Origin of the sequence: Psychrobacillus sp. NEAU-3TGS, assembly GCF_029955155.1 — a bacterium.
GTDB lineage: Bacteria > Bacillota > Bacilli > Bacillales_A > Planococcaceae > Psychrobacillus.
Window position 1 is genome coordinate 635045 of record NZ_JAPNOZ010000011.1, and the last position, 16720, is coordinate 651764.

General features: G+C 34.4%; 21 protein-coding genes, 1 tRNA gene and 1 pseudogene. 9 read left to right on the forward strand and 14 right to left on the reverse strand.

The window, feature by feature from the left end; translation table 11 throughout:
- Positions 1-17 precede the first annotated feature (17 nt).
- Together OR571_RS15980 and OR571_RS15985 are read right to left on the reverse strand one after the other, a co-directional pair.
- On the reverse strand, positions 18-380 hold the full coding sequence (locus tag OR571_RS15980; protein ID WP_211894093.1) for a spore coat protein: 363 nt from the start codon (positions 378-380) through the stop codon (positions 18-20).
- A 16-nt stretch (positions 381-396) separates the two neighbouring features.
- A complete protein-coding gene (locus OR571_RS15985; RefSeq protein ID WP_282244222.1) occupies positions 397-603 on the reverse strand; it encodes a spore coat protein in 207 nt (68 codons plus the stop codon).
- Positions 604-831: 228 nt separating this feature from the next.
- On the opposite strand from OR571_RS15985, the gene OR571_RS15990 reads away from it, so the two are divergent.
- From OR571_RS15990 to OR571_RS16005, 4 genes are read left to right on the forward strand one after another with little or no spacing between them, the layout of a single operon-like run.
- Positions 832-2463 (forward strand): spore germination protein, encoded by a 1632-nt coding sequence (locus tag OR571_RS15990; protein ID WP_481900406.1) that lies wholly within the window; start codon positions 832-834, stop codon positions 2461-2463.
- On the forward strand, positions 2453-3670 hold the full coding sequence (locus tag OR571_RS15995) for a Ger(x)C family spore germination protein (protein WP_282244108.1): 1218 nt from the start codon (positions 2453-2455) through the stop codon (positions 3668-3670). The genes OR571_RS15990 and OR571_RS15995 overlap by 11 nt, the downstream gene beginning before the upstream one ends.
- A gap of 25 nt (positions 3671-3695) precedes the next feature.
- Positions 3696-4853: a GerAB/ArcD/ProY family transporter gene (locus tag OR571_RS16000; RefSeq protein ID WP_282244110.1), complete on the forward strand. Its 1158-nt coding sequence runs from the start codon at positions 3696-3698 to the stop codon at positions 4851-4853.
- Positions 4850-5080 (forward strand): YczF family membrane protein, encoded by a 231-nt coding sequence (locus tag OR571_RS16005; RefSeq protein ID WP_282244112.1) that lies wholly within the window; start codon positions 4850-4852, stop codon positions 5078-5080. The genes OR571_RS16000 and OR571_RS16005 overlap by 4 nt, the downstream gene beginning before the upstream one ends.
- 217 nt (positions 5081-5297) lie before the next feature.
- Here the strand turns inward: OR571_RS16005 and OR571_RS16010 are convergent, their stop codons facing one another.
- From OR571_RS16010 to OR571_RS16020, 3 genes are all read right to left on the reverse strand, one after another.
- On the reverse strand, positions 5298-5444 hold the full coding sequence (locus OR571_RS16010) for a hypothetical protein (RefSeq protein WP_282244114.1): 147 nt from the start codon (positions 5442-5444) through the stop codon (positions 5298-5300).
- A 186-nt stretch (positions 5445-5630) separates the two neighbouring features.
- A complete protein-coding gene (locus OR571_RS16015; RefSeq protein ID WP_282244115.1) occupies positions 5631-6065 on the reverse strand; it encodes a hypothetical protein in 435 nt (144 codons plus the stop codon).
- Between the two features lie 150 nt (positions 6066-6215).
- Positions 6216-6455 carry a hypothetical protein gene (locus OR571_RS16020; protein ID WP_282244117.1) on the reverse strand — a complete coding sequence of 80 codons (240 nt, stop codon included), beginning with the start codon at positions 6453-6455 and terminating at the stop codon, positions 6216-6218.
- 364 nt (positions 6456-6819) lie between these two features.
- Between OR571_RS16020 and OR571_RS16025 the strand changes: the two genes are divergently transcribed.
- Both OR571_RS16025 and OR571_RS16030 read left to right on the forward strand, forming a co-directional pair.
- Positions 6820-7344 (forward strand): sigma-70 family RNA polymerase sigma factor, encoded by a 525-nt coding sequence (locus tag OR571_RS16025; RefSeq protein ID WP_282244119.1) that lies wholly within the window; start codon positions 6820-6822, stop codon positions 7342-7344.
- The gene (locus OR571_RS16030) at positions 7337-7993 is read left to right on the forward strand and encodes a hypothetical protein (protein WP_282244121.1); all 657 of its coding nucleotides are present in this window, start codon (positions 7337-7339) and stop codon (positions 7991-7993) included. The genes OR571_RS16025 and OR571_RS16030 overlap by 8 nt, the downstream gene beginning before the upstream one ends.
- Positions 7994-8089: 96 nt before the next feature.
- On the opposite strand, the gene OR571_RS16035 is transcribed toward OR571_RS16030, so the two are convergent.
- Positions 8090-8365 carry a YesK family protein gene (locus tag OR571_RS16035; protein ID WP_282244123.1) on the reverse strand — a complete coding sequence of 92 codons (276 nt, stop codon included), beginning with the start codon at positions 8363-8365 and terminating at the stop codon, positions 8090-8092.
- A 236-nt stretch (positions 8366-8601) separates the two neighbouring features.
- Between OR571_RS16035 and OR571_RS16040 the strand changes: the two genes are divergently transcribed.
- A tRNA-Asn gene (locus OR571_RS16040) sits at positions 8602-8673 on the forward strand.
- 210 nt (positions 8674-8883) lie between these two features.
- Here OR571_RS16040 and OR571_RS16045 read toward each other — a convergent pair.
- The 6 genes and pseudogenes from OR571_RS16045 to OR571_RS16070 all read right to left on the reverse strand — a co-directional run bounded on the left by OR571_RS16045 (position 8884) and on the right by OR571_RS16070 (position 13914).
- The gene (locus tag OR571_RS16045; RefSeq protein WP_348775051.1) at positions 8884-11016 is read right to left on the reverse strand and encodes a peptidoglycan D,D-transpeptidase FtsI family protein; all 2133 of its coding nucleotides are present in this window, start codon (positions 11014-11016) and stop codon (positions 8884-8886) included.
- Between the two features lie 599 nt (positions 11017-11615).
- On the reverse strand, positions 11616-11765 hold the full coding sequence (locus OR571_RS16050; RefSeq protein ID WP_282244124.1) for a hypothetical protein: 150 nt from the start codon (positions 11763-11765) through the stop codon (positions 11616-11618).
- Positions 11750-12307, reverse strand: coding sequence for a DUF5412 family protein (locus tag OR571_RS16055; protein ID WP_282244126.1), 558 nt, complete (start codon positions 12305-12307; stop codon positions 11750-11752). The genes OR571_RS16050 and OR571_RS16055 overlap by 16 nt, the downstream gene beginning before the upstream one ends.
- 164 nt (positions 12308-12471) lie before the next feature.
- A pseudogene (locus OR571_RS16060) lies at positions 12472-12840 on the reverse strand (cytidine deaminase).
- Positions 12841-12909: 69 nt separating this feature from the next.
- A complete protein-coding gene (locus tag OR571_RS16065) occupies positions 12910-13398 on the reverse strand; it encodes a DMP19 family protein (protein WP_282244127.1) in 489 nt (162 codons plus the stop codon).
- 87 nt (positions 13399-13485) lie between these two features.
- Positions 13486-13914, reverse strand: coding sequence for a hypothetical protein (locus OR571_RS16070; RefSeq protein WP_282244128.1), 429 nt, complete (start codon positions 13912-13914; stop codon positions 13486-13488).
- Between the two features lie 201 nt (positions 13915-14115).
- Here OR571_RS16070 and OR571_RS16075 point away from each other — a divergent pair, with 201 nt between their 5' ends.
- Together OR571_RS16075 and OR571_RS16080 are read left to right on the forward strand one after the other, a co-directional pair.
- Entirely contained in the window at positions 14116-14721 is a 606-nt protein-coding gene (locus tag OR571_RS16075; protein ID WP_282244130.1) for an SMI1/KNR4 family protein, read from the forward strand.
- Positions 14722-15021: 300 nt separating this feature from the next.
- A complete protein-coding gene (locus OR571_RS16080; protein ID WP_282244132.1) occupies positions 15022-15231 on the forward strand; it encodes a hypothetical protein in 210 nt (69 codons plus the stop codon).
- 158 nt (positions 15232-15389) lie between these two features.
- Here the strand turns inward: OR571_RS16080 and OR571_RS16085 are convergent, their stop codons facing one another.
- A complete protein-coding gene (locus tag OR571_RS16085; protein ID WP_282244133.1) occupies positions 15390-15935 on the reverse strand; it encodes a GNAT family N-acetyltransferase in 546 nt (181 codons plus the stop codon).
- A gap of 261 nt (positions 15936-16196) precedes the next feature.
- Positions 16197-16430, reverse strand: coding sequence for a hypothetical protein (locus OR571_RS16090; protein WP_481900399.1), 234 nt, complete (start codon positions 16428-16430; stop codon positions 16197-16199).
- Between the last annotated feature and the right edge of the window lie 290 nt (positions 16431-16720).

Genomic DNA, 16720 nt, shown 5'->3' on the forward strand with positions numbered 1-16720 from the left:
ATCTCCTTCTCTATTCATTATTTCTTCGGTGGGCTTGGAAACATTCCTTTCCGATTTGTAACACCTGGAAAGAGATTTAAATTAGCTATATCTACTGCATTTTGAGCGGATTTAATATCCAATTGTTTTTGAAGTTCCAAATCATATGGGTTTAACCATTGTTTTTTCATCATGAGATCTGCAATTTCGAAATATAAGGCAATGGTTACATCAAGTTGTTCCTGTAATAACTTTCTAATTGTAGGTGTTGCTGTTTCTGTCAATGCAATTGAAAGATTTCTAACCCCAGTTTTTGTTGATAACAAAAATTCAAGGGCTATGCCTGAATCAGTAAGTTCGGGCATTCCAACAGAATTTATAGGATCTAAATAGTCATTCATACGAACCGACCTCCGATTATTTTAACTCAGCATTTGAATATAGTTTTATCATTGCAGTTAAAGCTGGTATAGATTGTTTTACGTCCTTCTCCATTAGCGCTTTTAGATCTTGGTCAAAAACGATACCTTGCATCATTTTAGATTTAAGTAAACATATCGTCTTAAAATTTATTACTTCATGAAATTCCAAAGTTTCATGAATTGCTAATTTCTTTTCAAACATTCCTGCACCTCCGAATCTTTTCATCCATTGAAGATTGCCCCAAAAATGAAGTTTATATTCATAATAATTGAGGTCCTTTAATTGTGTATGTTGAAAAATTTTTTTTAATCTTCATGAGAAATCTCCCATTTGACTTTTATTCAGGACTAATTTTTTTCCAATTTGTTTAAAAAGGTTCTATCATGAACAAAATGGGTTGAAAAAGAAAGGTATTTGAGCTATGTTTTCATTTTTAAAACGAAAGAATCAAAAAATGATAGAAAGATCCAAGAGATAAACAATCAAAATCAATCTAACAACAGACCACCGAACCTCATTGAAAGCTCTTTGTCCAAGAATCTTGAAGTCATTAAACAAAAAACAGGAAACAGTTCAGATATCATAATTCGCCCGTTAAAAATTGGTCATAATTCTCAGATAAAAATAGCCATTTTATATGTAAAAGGAATGGTTGACAATCAATCGGTTAACGATTCTGTAATCGAATCAATTATGAATAACCAAAATTTAAGTGAAAAGCTCATACCACAAGACGTGTTAGAAGTTCTCATCGAAGATGTAGTTGCTGTAGGCGGAATCAAAGTAGTTAGTGACTGGGAAAAACTATTTACTGCATTAATGTCGGGTGAAACTATTACGCTCATCGATGGAATAAGCAAAGGGGTTTGTGCGAGCACACAAGGTGGACAGAGACGGTCTGTTCAGGAATCTACTACAGATGTTTCTATTCGAGGCTCTAAAGAAGCGTTTAACGAGTCAATCGAGACAAGTATAGCCATGGTTCGTAGAATAATTAACAATACTGATTTATGGGTGGAGTCCTTTAATATTGGCAAAATGACAAAAACTGAAGTTTCAATTATGTATATAAATGGCATCGCAAAGAATGAAATTATAGAAGAAGTACGTAAACGTTTAAAAGGAATAAACATTGATGGCATCTTAGAATCTGGATATATTGAACAGCTAATAGAAGATCAAACAACTACTACTTTTCCTACGATATATCATACAGAGAGGCCAGATACTGTGGCGGGCAATCTGTTAGAAGGAAAAATTGCTATTTTTGTTAATGGAACTCCTTTTGTATTGCTGGTCCCTGCTCTATTTATAGATTTTTTTCAATCAGCTGAAGATTATTATGAACGTTTTGATATCGCTACAGCTATTCGCTTTTTACGTACTGTAATCTTCTTTATATCCCTTGTCGGCCCTGCGATATACATCGCAGCTACCACCTTTCATCAGGAGATGATTCCTACAGAATTGGCTATTATTATTGCCGCACAAAGGGAATCTGTTCCGTTTCCTGCATTTATTGAAGCGCTCATAATGGAAATAACTTTTGAAATTTTAAGAGAAGCCGGTATTCGCATGCCTAAAGCAATGGGTTCCACTATCTCTATAGTAGGAGCACTTGTCATTGGACAGGCTGCAATTCAGGCCGGCATTGTGTCACCTGCAATGGTAATAGTAGTCTCTTTGACAGCAATCGCCAGTTTTGCGACACCATCCTATGCAGTTGCAATATCAGCACGTTTGGTTAGATTTATTTTTATGGTAAGTGCAGCTACATTCGGTTTTTATGGAATTATTCTAGTGTTTATTATGCTGATAGTTCACCTATGCAGCCTACGTTCGTTCGGTGTCCCATATATGTCACCACTTGCACCATTTATCCGTGAGGAAGCAGGTGATACCATTTTCCGAAGACCAATTTGGGCTTACAAGAAAAGACCACGATTGATTAGTGGCCAAAATAGGGTTAGTCAAGGAGAGGATCAGAAACCACAGCCTCCTCGTACTCGTATTATGAAAAATACTACTAACGTGGAAAAAGGTGAACCAAATGAATCATAAATGGATTCTTCTTTTCCTGATTATGACAAGCACAGTTTTCATCTCAGGGTGTTGGAATCAAAAAGAGTTAAATGAACTAGCGATTATATCTGCGATGGCGATTGACAAAAATGAAGATGGTAAGTATGTCAAGACCATTCAACTAGTCAATCCTGTAAACGTTGCTGGAGGACTTCAAGGTGGAGGAAGTGGCCAGAGTCCAACCGTAACCGTTTACACTGCAATGGGCGACAGTGTTCTGGAAGCACATTTCCATGCGACATCTAAAGTCTCAAGAAGGCTATATCACGGACATGCAAATCTAATTGTTATTAGTGAGGAATTAGCAACAGAAGAAGGTATTATAGATATTTTAGACGCCTTTGAACGAGATCCAGAAATTCGAATGACGTCAAGGGTGGTAATAGCCCATCATACAAAAGCAGGTGATCTCCTTAAATCTTTGACTGCCATTGATAAGATTCCAGCCGAAAAAGTGAACGGAACTATACAGACTACCGAAAAAGCACGAGGTGAAAGTATGGAAGTTAATCTTCAAGATGTTGTTACTACTCTCACCTCTGCAGGGAAAGAAACAGTTATTAGCGGATTTAGCTTAAAAGGAGATATCCAACAAGGAAAAAAGATAGAGAATATTCAACAGTCTGAACTGGATACCACTATTGAATCTGACGGACTGGCCATCTTTAAAGAAGGAAAGTTGGTTGACTGGTATCAAGGTGAAATGTCTAGAGGAGTAGTATGGATCTTGGATAAAATCCATCAGACAGATGTGATATTAGACAGGGAAGGACAGGAAAACATCTTAACTTATACGATACTTCGCCAAAAAACAAGAGTCTCAGCTGATACAACAAACGACCTCCCTGTCCTTACAGTTAGAGTACGAGCAGAAGGTGATATTCGCGAAGTAAGGTCACAAATTGATCTAACCGATCCGTATGAGATTTTGGATATAGAAAAGGAATTAGAAAAAGAAATAAAGAAGCAATTAGAAAACACTGTTATACGAACACAGCAAAATAAATCAGATATTTTTGGATTTGGGGAAGTGGTTCGTCGTTCTGATCCCCAAAAATGGAAAAATATGAAGAACGATTGGAATGATACATATTTTCCAAACTTAAAAGTTAATGTAAAGGTAGAAGCATTTATACGACGTTCTGGTAATAGAACCAATTCATATCTCTCAGATATGGAACAATAGGTGTCAAGAAATGGAGTGAAAAACATTGGAAAAGGCAAAAATCAGCGCATATCAGCTATTCATTCTAATTGTCTTGTTTGAACTTGGTAGTGCCTTGTTGGTACCTATTGCAATTGAAGCAAAACAGGATGCATGGCTTGCTATTTTGATTGGTATGGTTGGTGGTTTTTGCTTATATTTAGTCTATCATGGTCTCTACTCATATTATCCAGATATACCTCCTACTGAATATTTACAAAAAATTATGGGAAGTTTTTTGGGGAAAATATTGGCATTCATTTACGTACTATATTTTATATATCTTTCTGCAAGAGTGTTGAGGGATTTTGGAGAAATGCTAATTACATCCTTTTATTGGGATACTCCTTTGTTTATTTTGAATACATTGATGGCTCTTCTAGTAATATATACAGTTCGTAAGGGTATTGAGGTATTGGCGCGAACAAGTGAATTACTATTTGTTCTAATCTTTTTACTTGGGATTAGCGTTCTTTTTTTAATAGTTGTTTCCGGGATAATACAAATTTCTAACTTAAAACCAGTGCTTGAAGAAGGCATCAAGCCTGTTTTAAAAACAACATTTACTCAAACCCTATACTTTCCATTTGGAGAGGTGATTATATTCGCTATGATCCTCCCCTATTTAAATCGACCGGCAAAAGTGAAACAAATTGGTTTATTAGCAATTGGATTCAGCGGACTAATATTAGCGTCAGTCATGGCCATAAATGTTAGTGTACTTGATGTAAATAACATTACCCGGTCCCCCTTCCCCCTTCTTTCTACTATACAAACAATTGAGGTAGCTGGATTTTTAGAGCGATTAGATGTTTATTTTATACTAATAACGGTTATAGGTGTGTTTTTTAAAATGTGTTTGTTTTTCTATGCATCTGTAGTAGGAACAGCCAATTTATTTAAAGTCAAAGAATCCGCACGATTAGCTTTCCCATTAGGACTAGCCATCCTGATTCTATCCATAACAATCGCCAGTAATTATTCTGAACATATTAAAGAAGGGCTTCATGTTATCACCCTTTATTTGCATCTCCCGCTTCAAGTAATTATTCCAAGTTTGTTACTTCTGATTGCATTTATTAAGAACAAAAAAAAGAAACGTAAGCAAAGCAAAAATTTATTTCCAAAAAGGAAGTATCGTTTAGTGGAGCGTGATAAAAAATGAAAATAATCGGTATTTCTATTCTGATGTTCGTCTTTTTAACTGTTTTTTCTCTATGCATGGACATTCTTTTAGGATTTGACCTAAACACCTCCGTTAATAATGCTATTAGACCTTTTTTAGTAATGGAAGTATCAGAAATAGTTATTTTCTTTCTCTTAATTGTTCTCATGGTTGTTGGTCCAGTTCGTACCTTATATAATAAAAGAAAAAAGAAACAACAAAGATAAAAAATATGTAAGTATATTACTGTACAGTTCTATTGCTTTGTTTGTACATAAACTTCTTGTTCGAAAGCTTCAATCCTTCACAATCTCAATCATAATTCTACATGAATACGCGAAAACGTTCTGCAACTAACCTGCTGCTTTAGTTCAATAAGAAAAAAGGCTTTACTCCTTCTTGAAGTAAAGCACCCGTTGAAAATAATAATAGCCTTCGAAATCACTAATTACTTTCTTTACTTTTCTTATAAAAGTTTGATACCACCCCTAATATAATTCCGATAACAATTAAGGGTATAGAAAATGTTGCATATGGTTCAGAAGTATCCACAATCCCAAATGTCTGGTTAAAAGCAAATCCTGCTGCCATTATCCATACTCCTAAAGAAAATAAGATCTTTCCAGTCTTGGTATGCCTTTTCAATAAAAACACCCCTTACATTTCTCTTTCCTATATAACCATTTTCAATTAACCTGCTTCTTTAGTTGAAGAAGAATAGAGACTGTCTACTGATAGCCTCGTTCTACTAAAGCACCCGTTAGTTGAATAAGGATATCAATTTGTTGTTTCACTAATAACTGATACTGCGACCTTGTTATTAGGTTCATTATTAAGAATTACATTAGCAATTTCTGATGCTTCTTCGTCCTCCAATAATTTATCTGGAATCGTATTTAAGAAAAGCATGTATTCTTTATAACTCATATCATTAGGTGATAAATCCGTTGCTTTTTTTGCATGGTAGAATGCTGTTTGATAAGCACCTTCTAAATGATTTAATGCCATACTAAAAAGGTACGAGGCAATATAGTGAAATTCGGAAGTTTCTTCTTCAAGTAATAGATAGCTTATAAATCCATACGTAGCAATGTTATGATTTTCATAGGCTAATAAGAAAAGGGTTTCTCTCAAAGAATCCATATCCATCTGGGAAGCTAATTCTTTGGCTTTTACAAAATCACCTAGAAGTATCGCATCATTAAATTTCATCAACCAATTCTCCTTATGTATGTATTTTTCAAACGTTTGAAAACTTCACTATTCATTGTATCCTTATTAAAATACCTGCTTCTTTAGTTCAATAAGAAAAAGGCTTTACTCCTTCTTGAAGTAAAGCACACGTTAGTTGAATAACTAAGCTTAATTTCCACTTTTCCATTCATCAATCATCTTAGAATGAGTAGTATTTTCCCAACCATAAAGAGAATCCACTGTTGATACAAACTCTTCTTTTTCATCTTGTTTTGAACTGCTTCCTAATTCATTTTCAATAACTTTAGAAGTTTCTTTTTCATAGTTCTTTTCCATAATAAAATACGTGCAACCTATACTTAACAAAGCTGTTAAGACAACAAAACCTAACATTCGAATCCACTTCATTTTTTTACCATCTTTATTAATATTTACCGCAAAAGCAACATATGGACTTCACCTTGTAAACGATAGAAATAAATAAAATAGTCTCCCGACATTACGGACGGCTAAAATACGATTCACATTTCTGATAATAGCTTAAAAACACATCCTCTACCATATCCTCAGTAGCCAACCAATCCTTTATATACAAATAAGCAATTCTTTCATAGCTTGTTGAAATTGTTGCTCTTCCAATATACGATTCAACTCACACTCCCCTAACCTTTCTTCTAATAGACGATACACCTTTTCAAATTTCTAAAATAATTTTAAAAATCCAAACCTTATTAATTTGTTAATCGTTTAATATATAACGACGAAAGGAGTTATGATTTTGCTAACTATTCATGACTTAAAAGAGTTAATGCTTCAATATACAGAATCCTTAATACGCTTGGCTTATTACTACGTGAAGGATATACAGGCGGCAGAGGACATTGTACAAGAAGTATTCATAAAGTTTTATCATATGCAGAATTCTTATGAAGAACGCGGAGAGTTAAAGGCTTATTTAACAAAAATGACTGTCAATAAAAGCAAGGATTATTTAAAAAGCTGGGCCTATAGAAAAATCCAACTACAGAACAAATTTTTTTTAACAGTAGGGAAAAGAAATGCAGACGAACTGGTTAGAAAAGACGAGCAAGCAATAATTGGCGAAGCGATTTTAGCATTACCCATAAAACAGCGAGAAGTTCTCATTTATTTCTATTTTAACGAAATGACGATTACAGAGGTGGCTCATCTTTTATCTATTCCAGAAAGTACAGTTAAAACCAGATTGAGGCGCGGGAAAGAACTATTAAGAAATCAACTGAAAGGAATAGAATGGGAGGTACTTTTAAATGAATAACTATATCCCTGAAGAAGTGAAGGATTTAACAACCAGTAAAAAGCGTGTCATGCGAAATGTAGTGAATGAATTAGAAAATACTTCAAGGAAATCAAAACTCAAATGGCGTTATGTAGTAATCACGGCTGTTTTAACCATGAGCGCAATGCTGTTTGTCTTCAACGAAATATGGTTAGAAAAAGAACAACAATCAGCTACCGATCTACAATTAGATCTAACCAAACCCACATTTTCCGAAGAACAAGGGTTTCTATATCTTAATGGAGTAACACTAGGTGACTCTCAATCAACAGTAATAGAACGTTTAGGTGATAATTATACTGTAGATGATCATGAGGATGGCAGTGGGGCAGACTTCATATTGGATTATGATGGTATTGCGAGATTTTATTTTTATCAAGAAAAATTAGATTCAATAATATTCTTGAACGTAGATGAAGGTTACTTTGACAAGTTATTTAATGATTACAATGGTTTTAAATTTCTTACACCAACAACTAATAATGATCATTATTTCTATTCTAAGGAGACTGGTCAGCTATTGAAAGCAACGATCATACCTAACGGAAGTCTCTACTTATATCTTATGCAAGGTGGTAAGAATCTCTTAGAAAATCCAGATTTTCCAAAAATAGAACAGATTAAATGAGTTTTATGAACAAAAAGTATGATCGATAAAAATAAGGAAGCTCCCAGATAGTAGGTGCTTCCTTACTTGTATTATTTTTTAAATAAGATGTAATTCTTATAAACTTGAACTGCTTAAGAGAGCACCAATAACAGTACCTATCCAGATGCCTACTAAAATAGTAATCATAAATAAACCCAGTCCCATACCTTCCCAACCACCAACTCCGAATACGCTATAAATAATCACACCTATACAAATCAGACTTAATACAGTAGAGGTAGAAAATAAAGACTTTCTTGAAACCTTACGGGACGTAACAAACATCCCAATTGCAAACACATTTCCGCAAAGCAATATAGGAGTCCATCCATCTAACATCAAAGCATCCATTGAATTCCTCTGCCATTCGTTGATTTTGAACACAAGTATAACAACATATTTCAACTTTCTTAGAACAATATAGTGGGTAAGTATGCATTTTATCTTTTGTTATGATATACAATTTATAATTTGCAGTTCGCATTATGGTCGGTTTATATTAGTTGTTTTTTTGACTATCTTTTCGTGTAAGGTTGTATATTTTATAAACACTTAGTTCATAATAAGCTTTGTAAGATATCTACTATTCCGAAGTAGCTCAGTGGTAGAGCAACCGGCTGTTAACCGGTTGGTCGTAGGTTCGAGTCCTACCTCCGGAGTTGTTAACTAAAAATGGTTGATCGTGTATATTTCACGATCAATCATTTTTTATTAATCCACCATTTTATTGCCGTATCATATTCTTTTAACACAATTTTTGAGACAATTGTATCTAACACTAGCTTGTTTTGGATAGTTATTCCTCTATTTCTTCTTCATCTATCTTCGCACTTGTAAATGCTGGTTTTATCAGTGAAGCTGAAGTGGAATTATTTACAGACGTCGCATTGTTTTTTTTGCTTAATCTCAAAATATTTATCGACAAGTCTTCGTGCTATAGGTGTAGAAAAATTTGTTTTATATGATGATTCCAACGAAGCGTGTGGGATAACGAGTGCGTATGCTATTTCCGGATTATCATATGGTGCAAAACCGACATGGGTTAAGTTTACAGTACTAAATGATCGCCATAATTCTGCATCAAAGTAACTAGCTTGAGCTGTGCCTGTCTTTCCTCCCCCAGTAAATGGAGCACTTCCAAAGGCTTTATTCGCCGTTCCCCCTCGACTAAAATATACAAGTCTCATACCCTGACGAACACGTTCAATTTCCTCACGTGAGTTATCTACTGTATTTAATATAGTTGGCGTAATTTCTTTTACTACGTTACCAAGCTGGATGCCATCCTCAGAAGGCTCTCTAATTTCCTTGACTACATGTGGTTGAATTCTATTCCCACCATTAGCAAGCGTAGAGACATATTGGGCTAATTGCAATGTAGTGTACGTATCAAACTGTCCAATGCTTAAATCCAACAGCTTACCATCTTCAAATCCACCTGTACTTCCGCTCACTTCTCCAGGCAAATCTATACCTGTTAATGCTCCCAGTCCAAGTTGTGCATAACCACTTCTCATTTTAAGGAATGCATCTGTCCCAAAATTAATAGGCTGATTCGGTTTATAGGTTCTACCTGCCACTCCATATGCTGTTTTAAACATATATACATTGGAAGAACGCTCGAGCGCTTGTAAGTCATTCATTCGTACACTTCCGGAACGGTTAAATACGGAACTTTTTGGTTGCGAATCCTTTATTCGGATCGGTTCATCAACCAATGAGCCTCCGATTGGATATACACCCTCACGATAACCTGTAAGTATAGTACCTGGCTTCACAGTGGATCCTACTTCATATGCGTTAGTAAATGCGCCAAATGCGTAGTCATTTATTTCTTTTGCACCTGTTTCTTCGTTTTTTCCAATTCGTTTGCCTACTAGAGAAAGTACTTCCCCAGTATAAGGATCTATCATGATAAAATAAGCATTTTGCAAATATTGACCACCGCTGTTTTTACTAAATTTAAGAAGTTCTTCTGCTAGTATTCCTTCATGCGCAAATTGAACTTCACTGTCCATTGTTAATACTAAATCTCTTCCAGGTTTACCTTCGTAAACTGTCTGAATATCTTTAACTCTTCCTTTTCCATCCGTAATATTTTTGATCACACTTTTTTGACCTTGAAGCACTTCCTCATATTGTTGTTCAATATAACTTGTACCTACACGGTCATTTCGAGAATAGCCTCTAGATAGAAAATAATCTAATCGATCTTTTGGAATACCTGCTTTTGGCAATGTAGTGGAGCCTAATATAGCTAGGGAAGAAGTTTTTACTCTTCTCCAATCCGTTGTCGTATTAACTCCCTCTAATTCACCCAGCCTTTCTGAGACTCGTGCAAATTCTTCCACAGTAACCTCTTCTTTTACGTCATCTCCTTTAATAAGCTGAGGAGATAGTGCATATCCAGAGGCCATTTCTCTAAATATAGCAATTACTTCTAATTCTTCTGGATTAAAAGAATTTAACTGTTCTTCCGTAATTCGACTTCGAGTCAAACGGTCGATTGCTCTATTCCTCTCTGTTTTATCTAATTCTTCATCTGCTTCTATTGCATTACGCTCTTTATCCGTGACCAACTCAAGTGCTTCTTCTGGATATTTTTTCAACCAAAAATCTTGTAAATCACTCTTGGTAATATTGTTTGGTTTCTTTTCTATTAAAATGCTTAATTTTTCCGCAATCTTATACATTTCTTTGGACTTCGTTGTTTGCATCTTTGTATACGTTATAGCTCGTAATGGAAGATTATCAACCATAATCCGTCCTTCACTATCGAAAATTCGACCACGGGGTACACTAGTATTTACCGGGAATTCTTCACCTTGGGCCAATTTACTTGTATACTCTTCTCCTTTAACGATTTGTAAATAGCCTAATCTTAGAATTAGCACTGTAAAAAGTATAAATATCGAGAAAAACAATATGTTCATACGAAATGTAATTGTTGAACGTTGTTTCACCTTCACACTTTGTGCACGTTTATTCGGAATTTTTCGCATCGGATCACCTTCTTTGTTTCATAATTTTCTTATGCACAGCCATTAAAGAAGTAAGTACGGCAGTAATAGTTGTTCCAATACTATCTACAAATATAACTAGATTAAAATCTTGTAAGTATAGCGGTGTATTACTTCCAGTTTTCTTTGGTAACTTGCAATGAATTAGCTAACCAAAAAAGTATTGTAGTAATTGCAATAACGAATATTTTAGGGGCTATATCTGAAATAATCGTATACAAAATCAAAAAACCAAGAAACATATTCTTGCTACTAATATTTGTACTTGTAAAAAGTTTAGAAAAAACTCTCAATCACAGCACTCCTTCTAATAATTTACTTGTTGTCTTTGTCTTGTTATTGAACTAAAGTACCGTACTAGTGTAAGAAGAAAAAGCTTTTTTCCAGCTTAATGTCAAACACCGCTCCTTTATACAATGAATTGAACAATTTGATATTACTGGTTCTTGTTTGTACATCCACCTATTTCCCCATAAAAACTTCTATAGTATGCAAATTAAACTGGAATAAATGTATCTCTTTCCTTCATCACTTCTCAAAAAAATTAGTAACTAAATCTACGATTAAACCTTCTAAAAGTTTCAGAATATTTCAATGTTATTTAAACTATTCATAGAGCCTACCATCAATGCTAGATTATTCAACAAACCTGCTGCTCTAATATAAAAAAGCTTTACTCCTTCTTGAAGTAAAGCATCTGTTAGTGCAATTAGTATTAGTTTTGGTAGCAAGTTTCATATTCGTCTTTCATTAACAAACTTATACAAGCCAAACCATTTTCGTGATAAATCTCTTTACCGATTTCTAATTCGATACTTCTATTTGAAAATGGATAATCAGGTTCGTCGTTTAAAATGTTCAACGTATTTTCATCGATCCATTCCATAGAAAAATCGCTTTTTGCATCACTATAATAAACAGTTTGAACCTTATAGTTCTCCTTATTGTTTGTGATTTCAACCCAAACGTTAACACCGCCTGCTGCACCACCATATGGTTCATAATAAGCACTAGCGGTGTATACTTCATTGGGGGAAATTATGGGTCCAGGACCCTTTTGGGTAAATTCCCTGTCAATTTCACTAAATGTAAAAAAGTACATTTCATATATATAGATTGAAGATACCAGAACAACTCCCGACAACGATCCAAACAGTAACTTTTTAGGAAAAGGTTTCTTTTTAATAAATGAATTTATGATCTTTGCACATAAAATCAAAAATAATATAACGGTAATGAAAGATATCAAGAAACCAAATAAATTTAAAATCATAACTCCCCCCATTCTTGTGTACAATCACAATCATCTCAAATACTGATATTTTGGCAGTAGTCTTCTTCAGGTAAATTGCTGCGTTAGTCGAAAATCAATAAGGACTATCTACTAACATCCCTGTTCTGTTATAGCACCCGTTATTTGAATAAGGTCATTCCGTATCACTTGTATTTTTCTGGTAGTAGTTGCATTACATTGCACTTTACTAACTCACCTTTATAAGAAATGATTACATCATTATTTTTCTATAATCACTTATAAACTCACGACACATACCACATGGTGCAACAACCCAACATTTTTCAATAATCTCCCTCCGATACAGACTTACCGATAGCCATCGCTTCGCCACATACTGTAATTCTTCCTACATTTGCTTCAACGTGGACCGCTGAGTAAATATTTCCCGTTTTCGTCCTTACTGCTGAACCAATATGATGTCGTCCGTATCTATAATTTTTTTCAATAACTTTTTCCGATTCCTTAATCAATTCATAATCAATATTTTCTAATGGTCTTACTTCTAACATAATAATCTCTCACTATTTCCCCTCTTTTTTCTTGACTAACCTGTCCCATTAGTCGGCCAAGCACACCTATTATTCCACTATCTCAATTATCTCCGTATACATTTCAGTGGCATATTCACCTAATCGCTCACTTAATTCCTCACCAAGACTTCTATACTCCCTATCTGCTTTTTCAATAAGAATGTAAAATTCCTCTTCCAAACTTTCATAATGAGGTTCTTCACTTCTACTATTTTCTACCACTAAAAATAATCTCCATAATTCCTCCAAATACTTCTTTTCTAATTCTGCGTATTTATGAGCGCCAACTTTTTCTAGCATTTTCGTCAATTTATTTAAGTACGTTTGAATACCCATCTCCTTCATATGCTCTGAAAACCAATTGAATAAGCTTTCATGCCCACCACTTTCAAGCTCACAATAATAATTAAACAATAGGATGAAATCGTTCGTTCTCACGTTATCTGTCGGAAAAACAAATTCTCCATAGGCTAATAAAACAGCATTCCAAATGTCTACGTTCGTTTGCAATTCATTGCGATTTACTTTCATTTTCATTATTATTTAGTCCCCCTGATTCTATTATTAAAGAAGCTTTTCATAGTGTATCTTGCTCCTTATTGAAGTAGAGCCCCGTTAATGAAACTAAGTTCTCCATTTTTTCCAATGCTGCAAAAAAGCAATGCCCACTACGAAAAGAACTAGAACGGGAAGAGCTTTTGTAAGGAAACTCCTCCAATGAAAAGGTGCTTCGTGGACATAGACTGCTTTTACCCATTGGTTGTCTGCAACTTCAACAGCAATTGACGTTTCAGTTGATACTCCATTTACCTCGAAGTATTTCGTTCCTTTTGGATAGGCATTGGAGGCGTCCCCATAATAGCTTCCAGTCGCATCATTCGGTCTTGTTTTTACTTCACCCAATTGCTGACCAATTTCATTCTCTGATATCTTTTCCTTAGTGACCTCATAAACATTTCCATTCCAAACTACAAAAGAATATGCCCAGGTTAGTGCATGTACGGATGTTGTCGTAAATATTAATAGAAAAAACAAAAGGATTACTCTTTTCATTAAGACCCTCACCTACTTTTCTCATTAACTAATTTGACATCCTTTCAAACACTTTCAGAATCTTATCGATTTCTTTAGTTACATAATATTTCGAATACTTATGTTAATATTAGCATTAATAGTTTGATAGGATATACACAAATTGACGGCAAAATTATTATTAATACGCAGCCTAGTTAAAGAGAAAGGAGAAGGATGAAAATGAATTATTTTGAGGGGTTTAGTTTCGAGAATTTTTGGGATGAGAGGGAATACGCAAGAAATGAATACACTTCTAATCCTCCTACAGCAAGGCTTATCCAGCGGATTGAAACCGAATTAGGCTATAAATTGCCGGCGTCCTATATCTGGTTAATGAAACAACGGAATGGCGGTATTCCTACGAAAGACTGTCATTCCACCAGGACTCCAACAAGCTGGGCAGAGGACCACATCTCTATATCCGGCATTTATGGGATAGGATATGAAAAAAATTGCTCACTAGGTGGAGAGTTTGGTAGCAAGTTTTGGATTGATGAATGGGAGTATCCAGACATAGGAATTGCTATCTGTGATTGCCCTTCTGCTGGTCATGATATGATTTTTCTTGATTATCGAAAATGTGGGCCAACAGGAGAACCATGCGTAGTACATGTGGATCAAGAAAACGATTATAAAATTACTTTTCTCGCTAAAGATTTTGAAAGTTTTATTAAGGGATTAACAAATGGAGAAATATACGAATCAGATGATACGGATCAGTTAAGCAGAAACGAAGTGGAAAGTGTTTGGATACATCCTAATCTGGACAAAAGATTAAAAGGCTAATAATACTGTCGTCGTATATAATTGTACCTCGCCAAAAAAGAATCTCCCTTTACTTCTTGTTTCTAGCAAATAAATTTTTGACTTCTATTCTATTATTACTTACCTATTGACACTGGAAACATTTTGTAGCAGCCAAATTAATAACACATATCAGAAATACTGCGTTTAGAGACAATTAGTAGAGGGAAGTCATTTGTAAGAGAAGAAAAAATTATTTCCTAAGCTATTGGTAACATTATATGATATCTTTGCTTAGTTCTCCTTGTGTATTCTATTATATTGAATATGAGGTGATGATAAATGGAAAAAGAGAAGATTAACAGTGAAAAGATTTTAGAATTATTGCGCCAGATGGATACAACTCTTGGTAAGACGGATAGCAAACTCGATGAAGATCTTGAAGGAATGGACAAGGGGTTTGACCGTATAGACAAAAAACTGAACGATTTGACTGAAAGAGTGAGCGAAATGGCAAAACTCCCTTCAGATAAACCAAATAATCTAATATAGTTATATGTAACTTGCCCAATCAACATCTTATCTGCCTAGAACATTGAACTAAGTGAAACCATAAACTTCAACAAAATTACGCCTTTAGTTAAAACATAACAAAGGTTGTTCCTCCCTATTTTGTTAAAGCACTCGTTTGTATAATTTTAATTCATCCATTATTTTTTAGTTAGCGTGTAATGATAATGCAGTTGTTCATCAATCTCAACATTTCCGTTTAGTTGAAAACCACATTTTTCTATTACTTTATTGGATGCTATATTCCTTGGAAGAACCACAGCATTTAATTGTTCCACATCCGTGTTTTCTAAGAGATAATTTACTAAACCTTTTACCGCTTGTGTTGCGTACCCCTTATTTCTATAATGCTTAGAAATAGAATAAGCAATTTCTCGATTTGAGCCACTTAGCTGCTCTTTAATACCCGTATTACAGAAACCTATAAATTCCTCCGTTGCTTTTAAAACAATTCCCAACTTCAGCCATCCTTCACCTATGTTAGGAACATTTGCTAAAAACTTTTTATTGTCTGGTATCTCATAGTTCGAAACCCAGTCAAACCTTTGTTCTCTAGTCGAACGCCAATCTGGCAAAAACTCATAAACTTCAGGTTGTGAAGTCAGTTCATAAATTGCATCTGCATCTTCTATTCTAAATTCTCTTAAGATTATTTCACCGCAGTCTATTTTAAATAAATCGTTCATATTCATTTCCCCTTATAACTGTTTATAATAACCTATTGCTCGATAAAAACGTTCTTATTCAATTTTTTTATCACTTCTAGATGACGCCTTTCAAAAATAGGCTACTTCGTTTGAACATCCTTATACATAGATGGATGTAAATAAGCTAACACTCTACAACGTAAAACCTTCTTCGACCTCTTCGCGATAATCTATAATTTCCAATTCCTTCATTTTTTAAAATGTCTAATAATTTTACCTAAATATTAAATTCGTAATGACTTAAAATTTATCTTCTATTAAGTGTTTCAAATTAAACTTACCTATTAGCAGTGGTGTTAGAACACTTGAAATGAACATAGAAAAAGTAATAGTAAAAGGAACGAAAGCAGATGAGGTAGCTGATTCAGTTAAACTGTAAATCATGCTAATAACACCGACGATATATATAACATCACCTATATTTGCTAGTGATAGCCCTACAAGTAAATAATGAAAATTACGATTTAATTTCAATTTAATCCCCCATTTTTCAAAATTGTCTTTGAAAAAATGGAAAGGTTAAATTGGACTATTATGCATAATACTTGGCTCCTTTATGTACGCAGTACGATAAGAATTGCTGGGGGATAACAAGACTTATCATATTTACGTTTGGTTATATTTCTATCATATAAAAAAGCAGTGCAAAAAAATACTGCTTATTGTGTTGTGATCTTGCATTTCTGATAGGTTAATATGGGGAGGTTTATCTATTTAACTCTCCTTGTCACTTTGTACTTGAAGAATAAAAAACCCCCTCTTCC

Excerpts from the sequence above, each read along its gene's own strand:
- OR571_RS15980 (WP_211894093.1), bottom strand. The coding sequence starts at position 380 with ATGAATGACTATTTAGATCCTATAAATTCTGTTGGAATGCCCGAACTT.
- OR571_RS15985 (WP_282244222.1), bottom strand. The coding sequence starts at position 603 with ATGTTTGAAAAGAAATTAGCAATTCATGAAACTTTGGAATTTCATGAA.
- OR571_RS15995 (WP_282244108.1), top strand. The coding sequence starts at position 2,453 with ATGAATCATAAATGGATTCTTCTTTTCCTGATTATGACAAGCACAGTT.
- OR571_RS16005 (WP_282244112.1), top strand. The coding sequence starts at position 4,850 with ATGAAAATAATCGGTATTTCTATTCTGATGTTCGTCTTTTTAACTGTT.
- OR571_RS16010 (WP_282244114.1), bottom strand. The coding sequence starts at position 5,444 with ATGGCAGCAGGATTTGCTTTTAACCAGACATTTGGGATTGTGGATACT.
- OR571_RS16015 (WP_282244115.1), bottom strand. The coding sequence starts at position 6,065 with ATGAAATTTAATGATGCGATACTTCTAGGTGATTTTGTAAAAGCCAAA.
- OR571_RS16020 (WP_282244117.1), bottom strand. The coding sequence starts at position 6,455 with ATGAAGTGGATTCGAATGTTAGGTTTTGTTGTCTTAACAGCTTTGTTA.
- OR571_RS16025 (WP_282244119.1), top strand. The coding sequence starts at position 6,820 with ATGATTTTGCTAACTATTCATGACTTAAAAGAGTTAATGCTTCAATAT.
- OR571_RS16030 (WP_282244121.1), top strand. The coding sequence starts at position 7,337 with ATGAATAACTATATCCCTGAAGAAGTGAAGGATTTAACAACCAGTAAA.
- OR571_RS16035 (WP_282244123.1), bottom strand. The coding sequence starts at position 8,365 with ATGGATGCTTTGATGTTAGATGGATGGACTCCTATATTGCTTTGCGGA.
- OR571_RS16045 (WP_348775051.1), bottom strand. The coding sequence starts at position 11,016 with ATGCGAAAAATTCCGAATAAACGTGCACAAAGTGTGAAGGTGAAACAA.
- OR571_RS16055 (WP_282244126.1), bottom strand. The coding sequence starts at position 12,307 with ATGATTTTAAATTTATTTGGTTTCTTGATATCTTTCATTACCGTTATA.
- OR571_RS16065 (WP_282244127.1), bottom strand. The coding sequence starts at position 13,398 with ATGAAAATGAAAGTAAATCGCAATGAATTGCAAACGAACGTAGACATT.
- OR571_RS16070 (WP_282244128.1), bottom strand. The coding sequence starts at position 13,914 with ATGAAAAGAGTAATCCTTTTGTTTTTTCTATTAATATTTACGACAACA.
- OR571_RS16075 (WP_282244130.1), top strand. The coding sequence starts at position 14,116 with ATGAATTATTTTGAGGGGTTTAGTTTCGAGAATTTTTGGGATGAGAGG.
- OR571_RS16080 (WP_282244132.1), top strand. The coding sequence starts at position 15,022 with ATGGAAAAAGAGAAGATTAACAGTGAAAAGATTTTAGAATTATTGCGC.
- OR571_RS16085 (WP_282244133.1), bottom strand. The coding sequence starts at position 15,935 with ATGAACGATTTATTTAAAATAGACTGCGGTGAAATAATCTTAAGAGAA.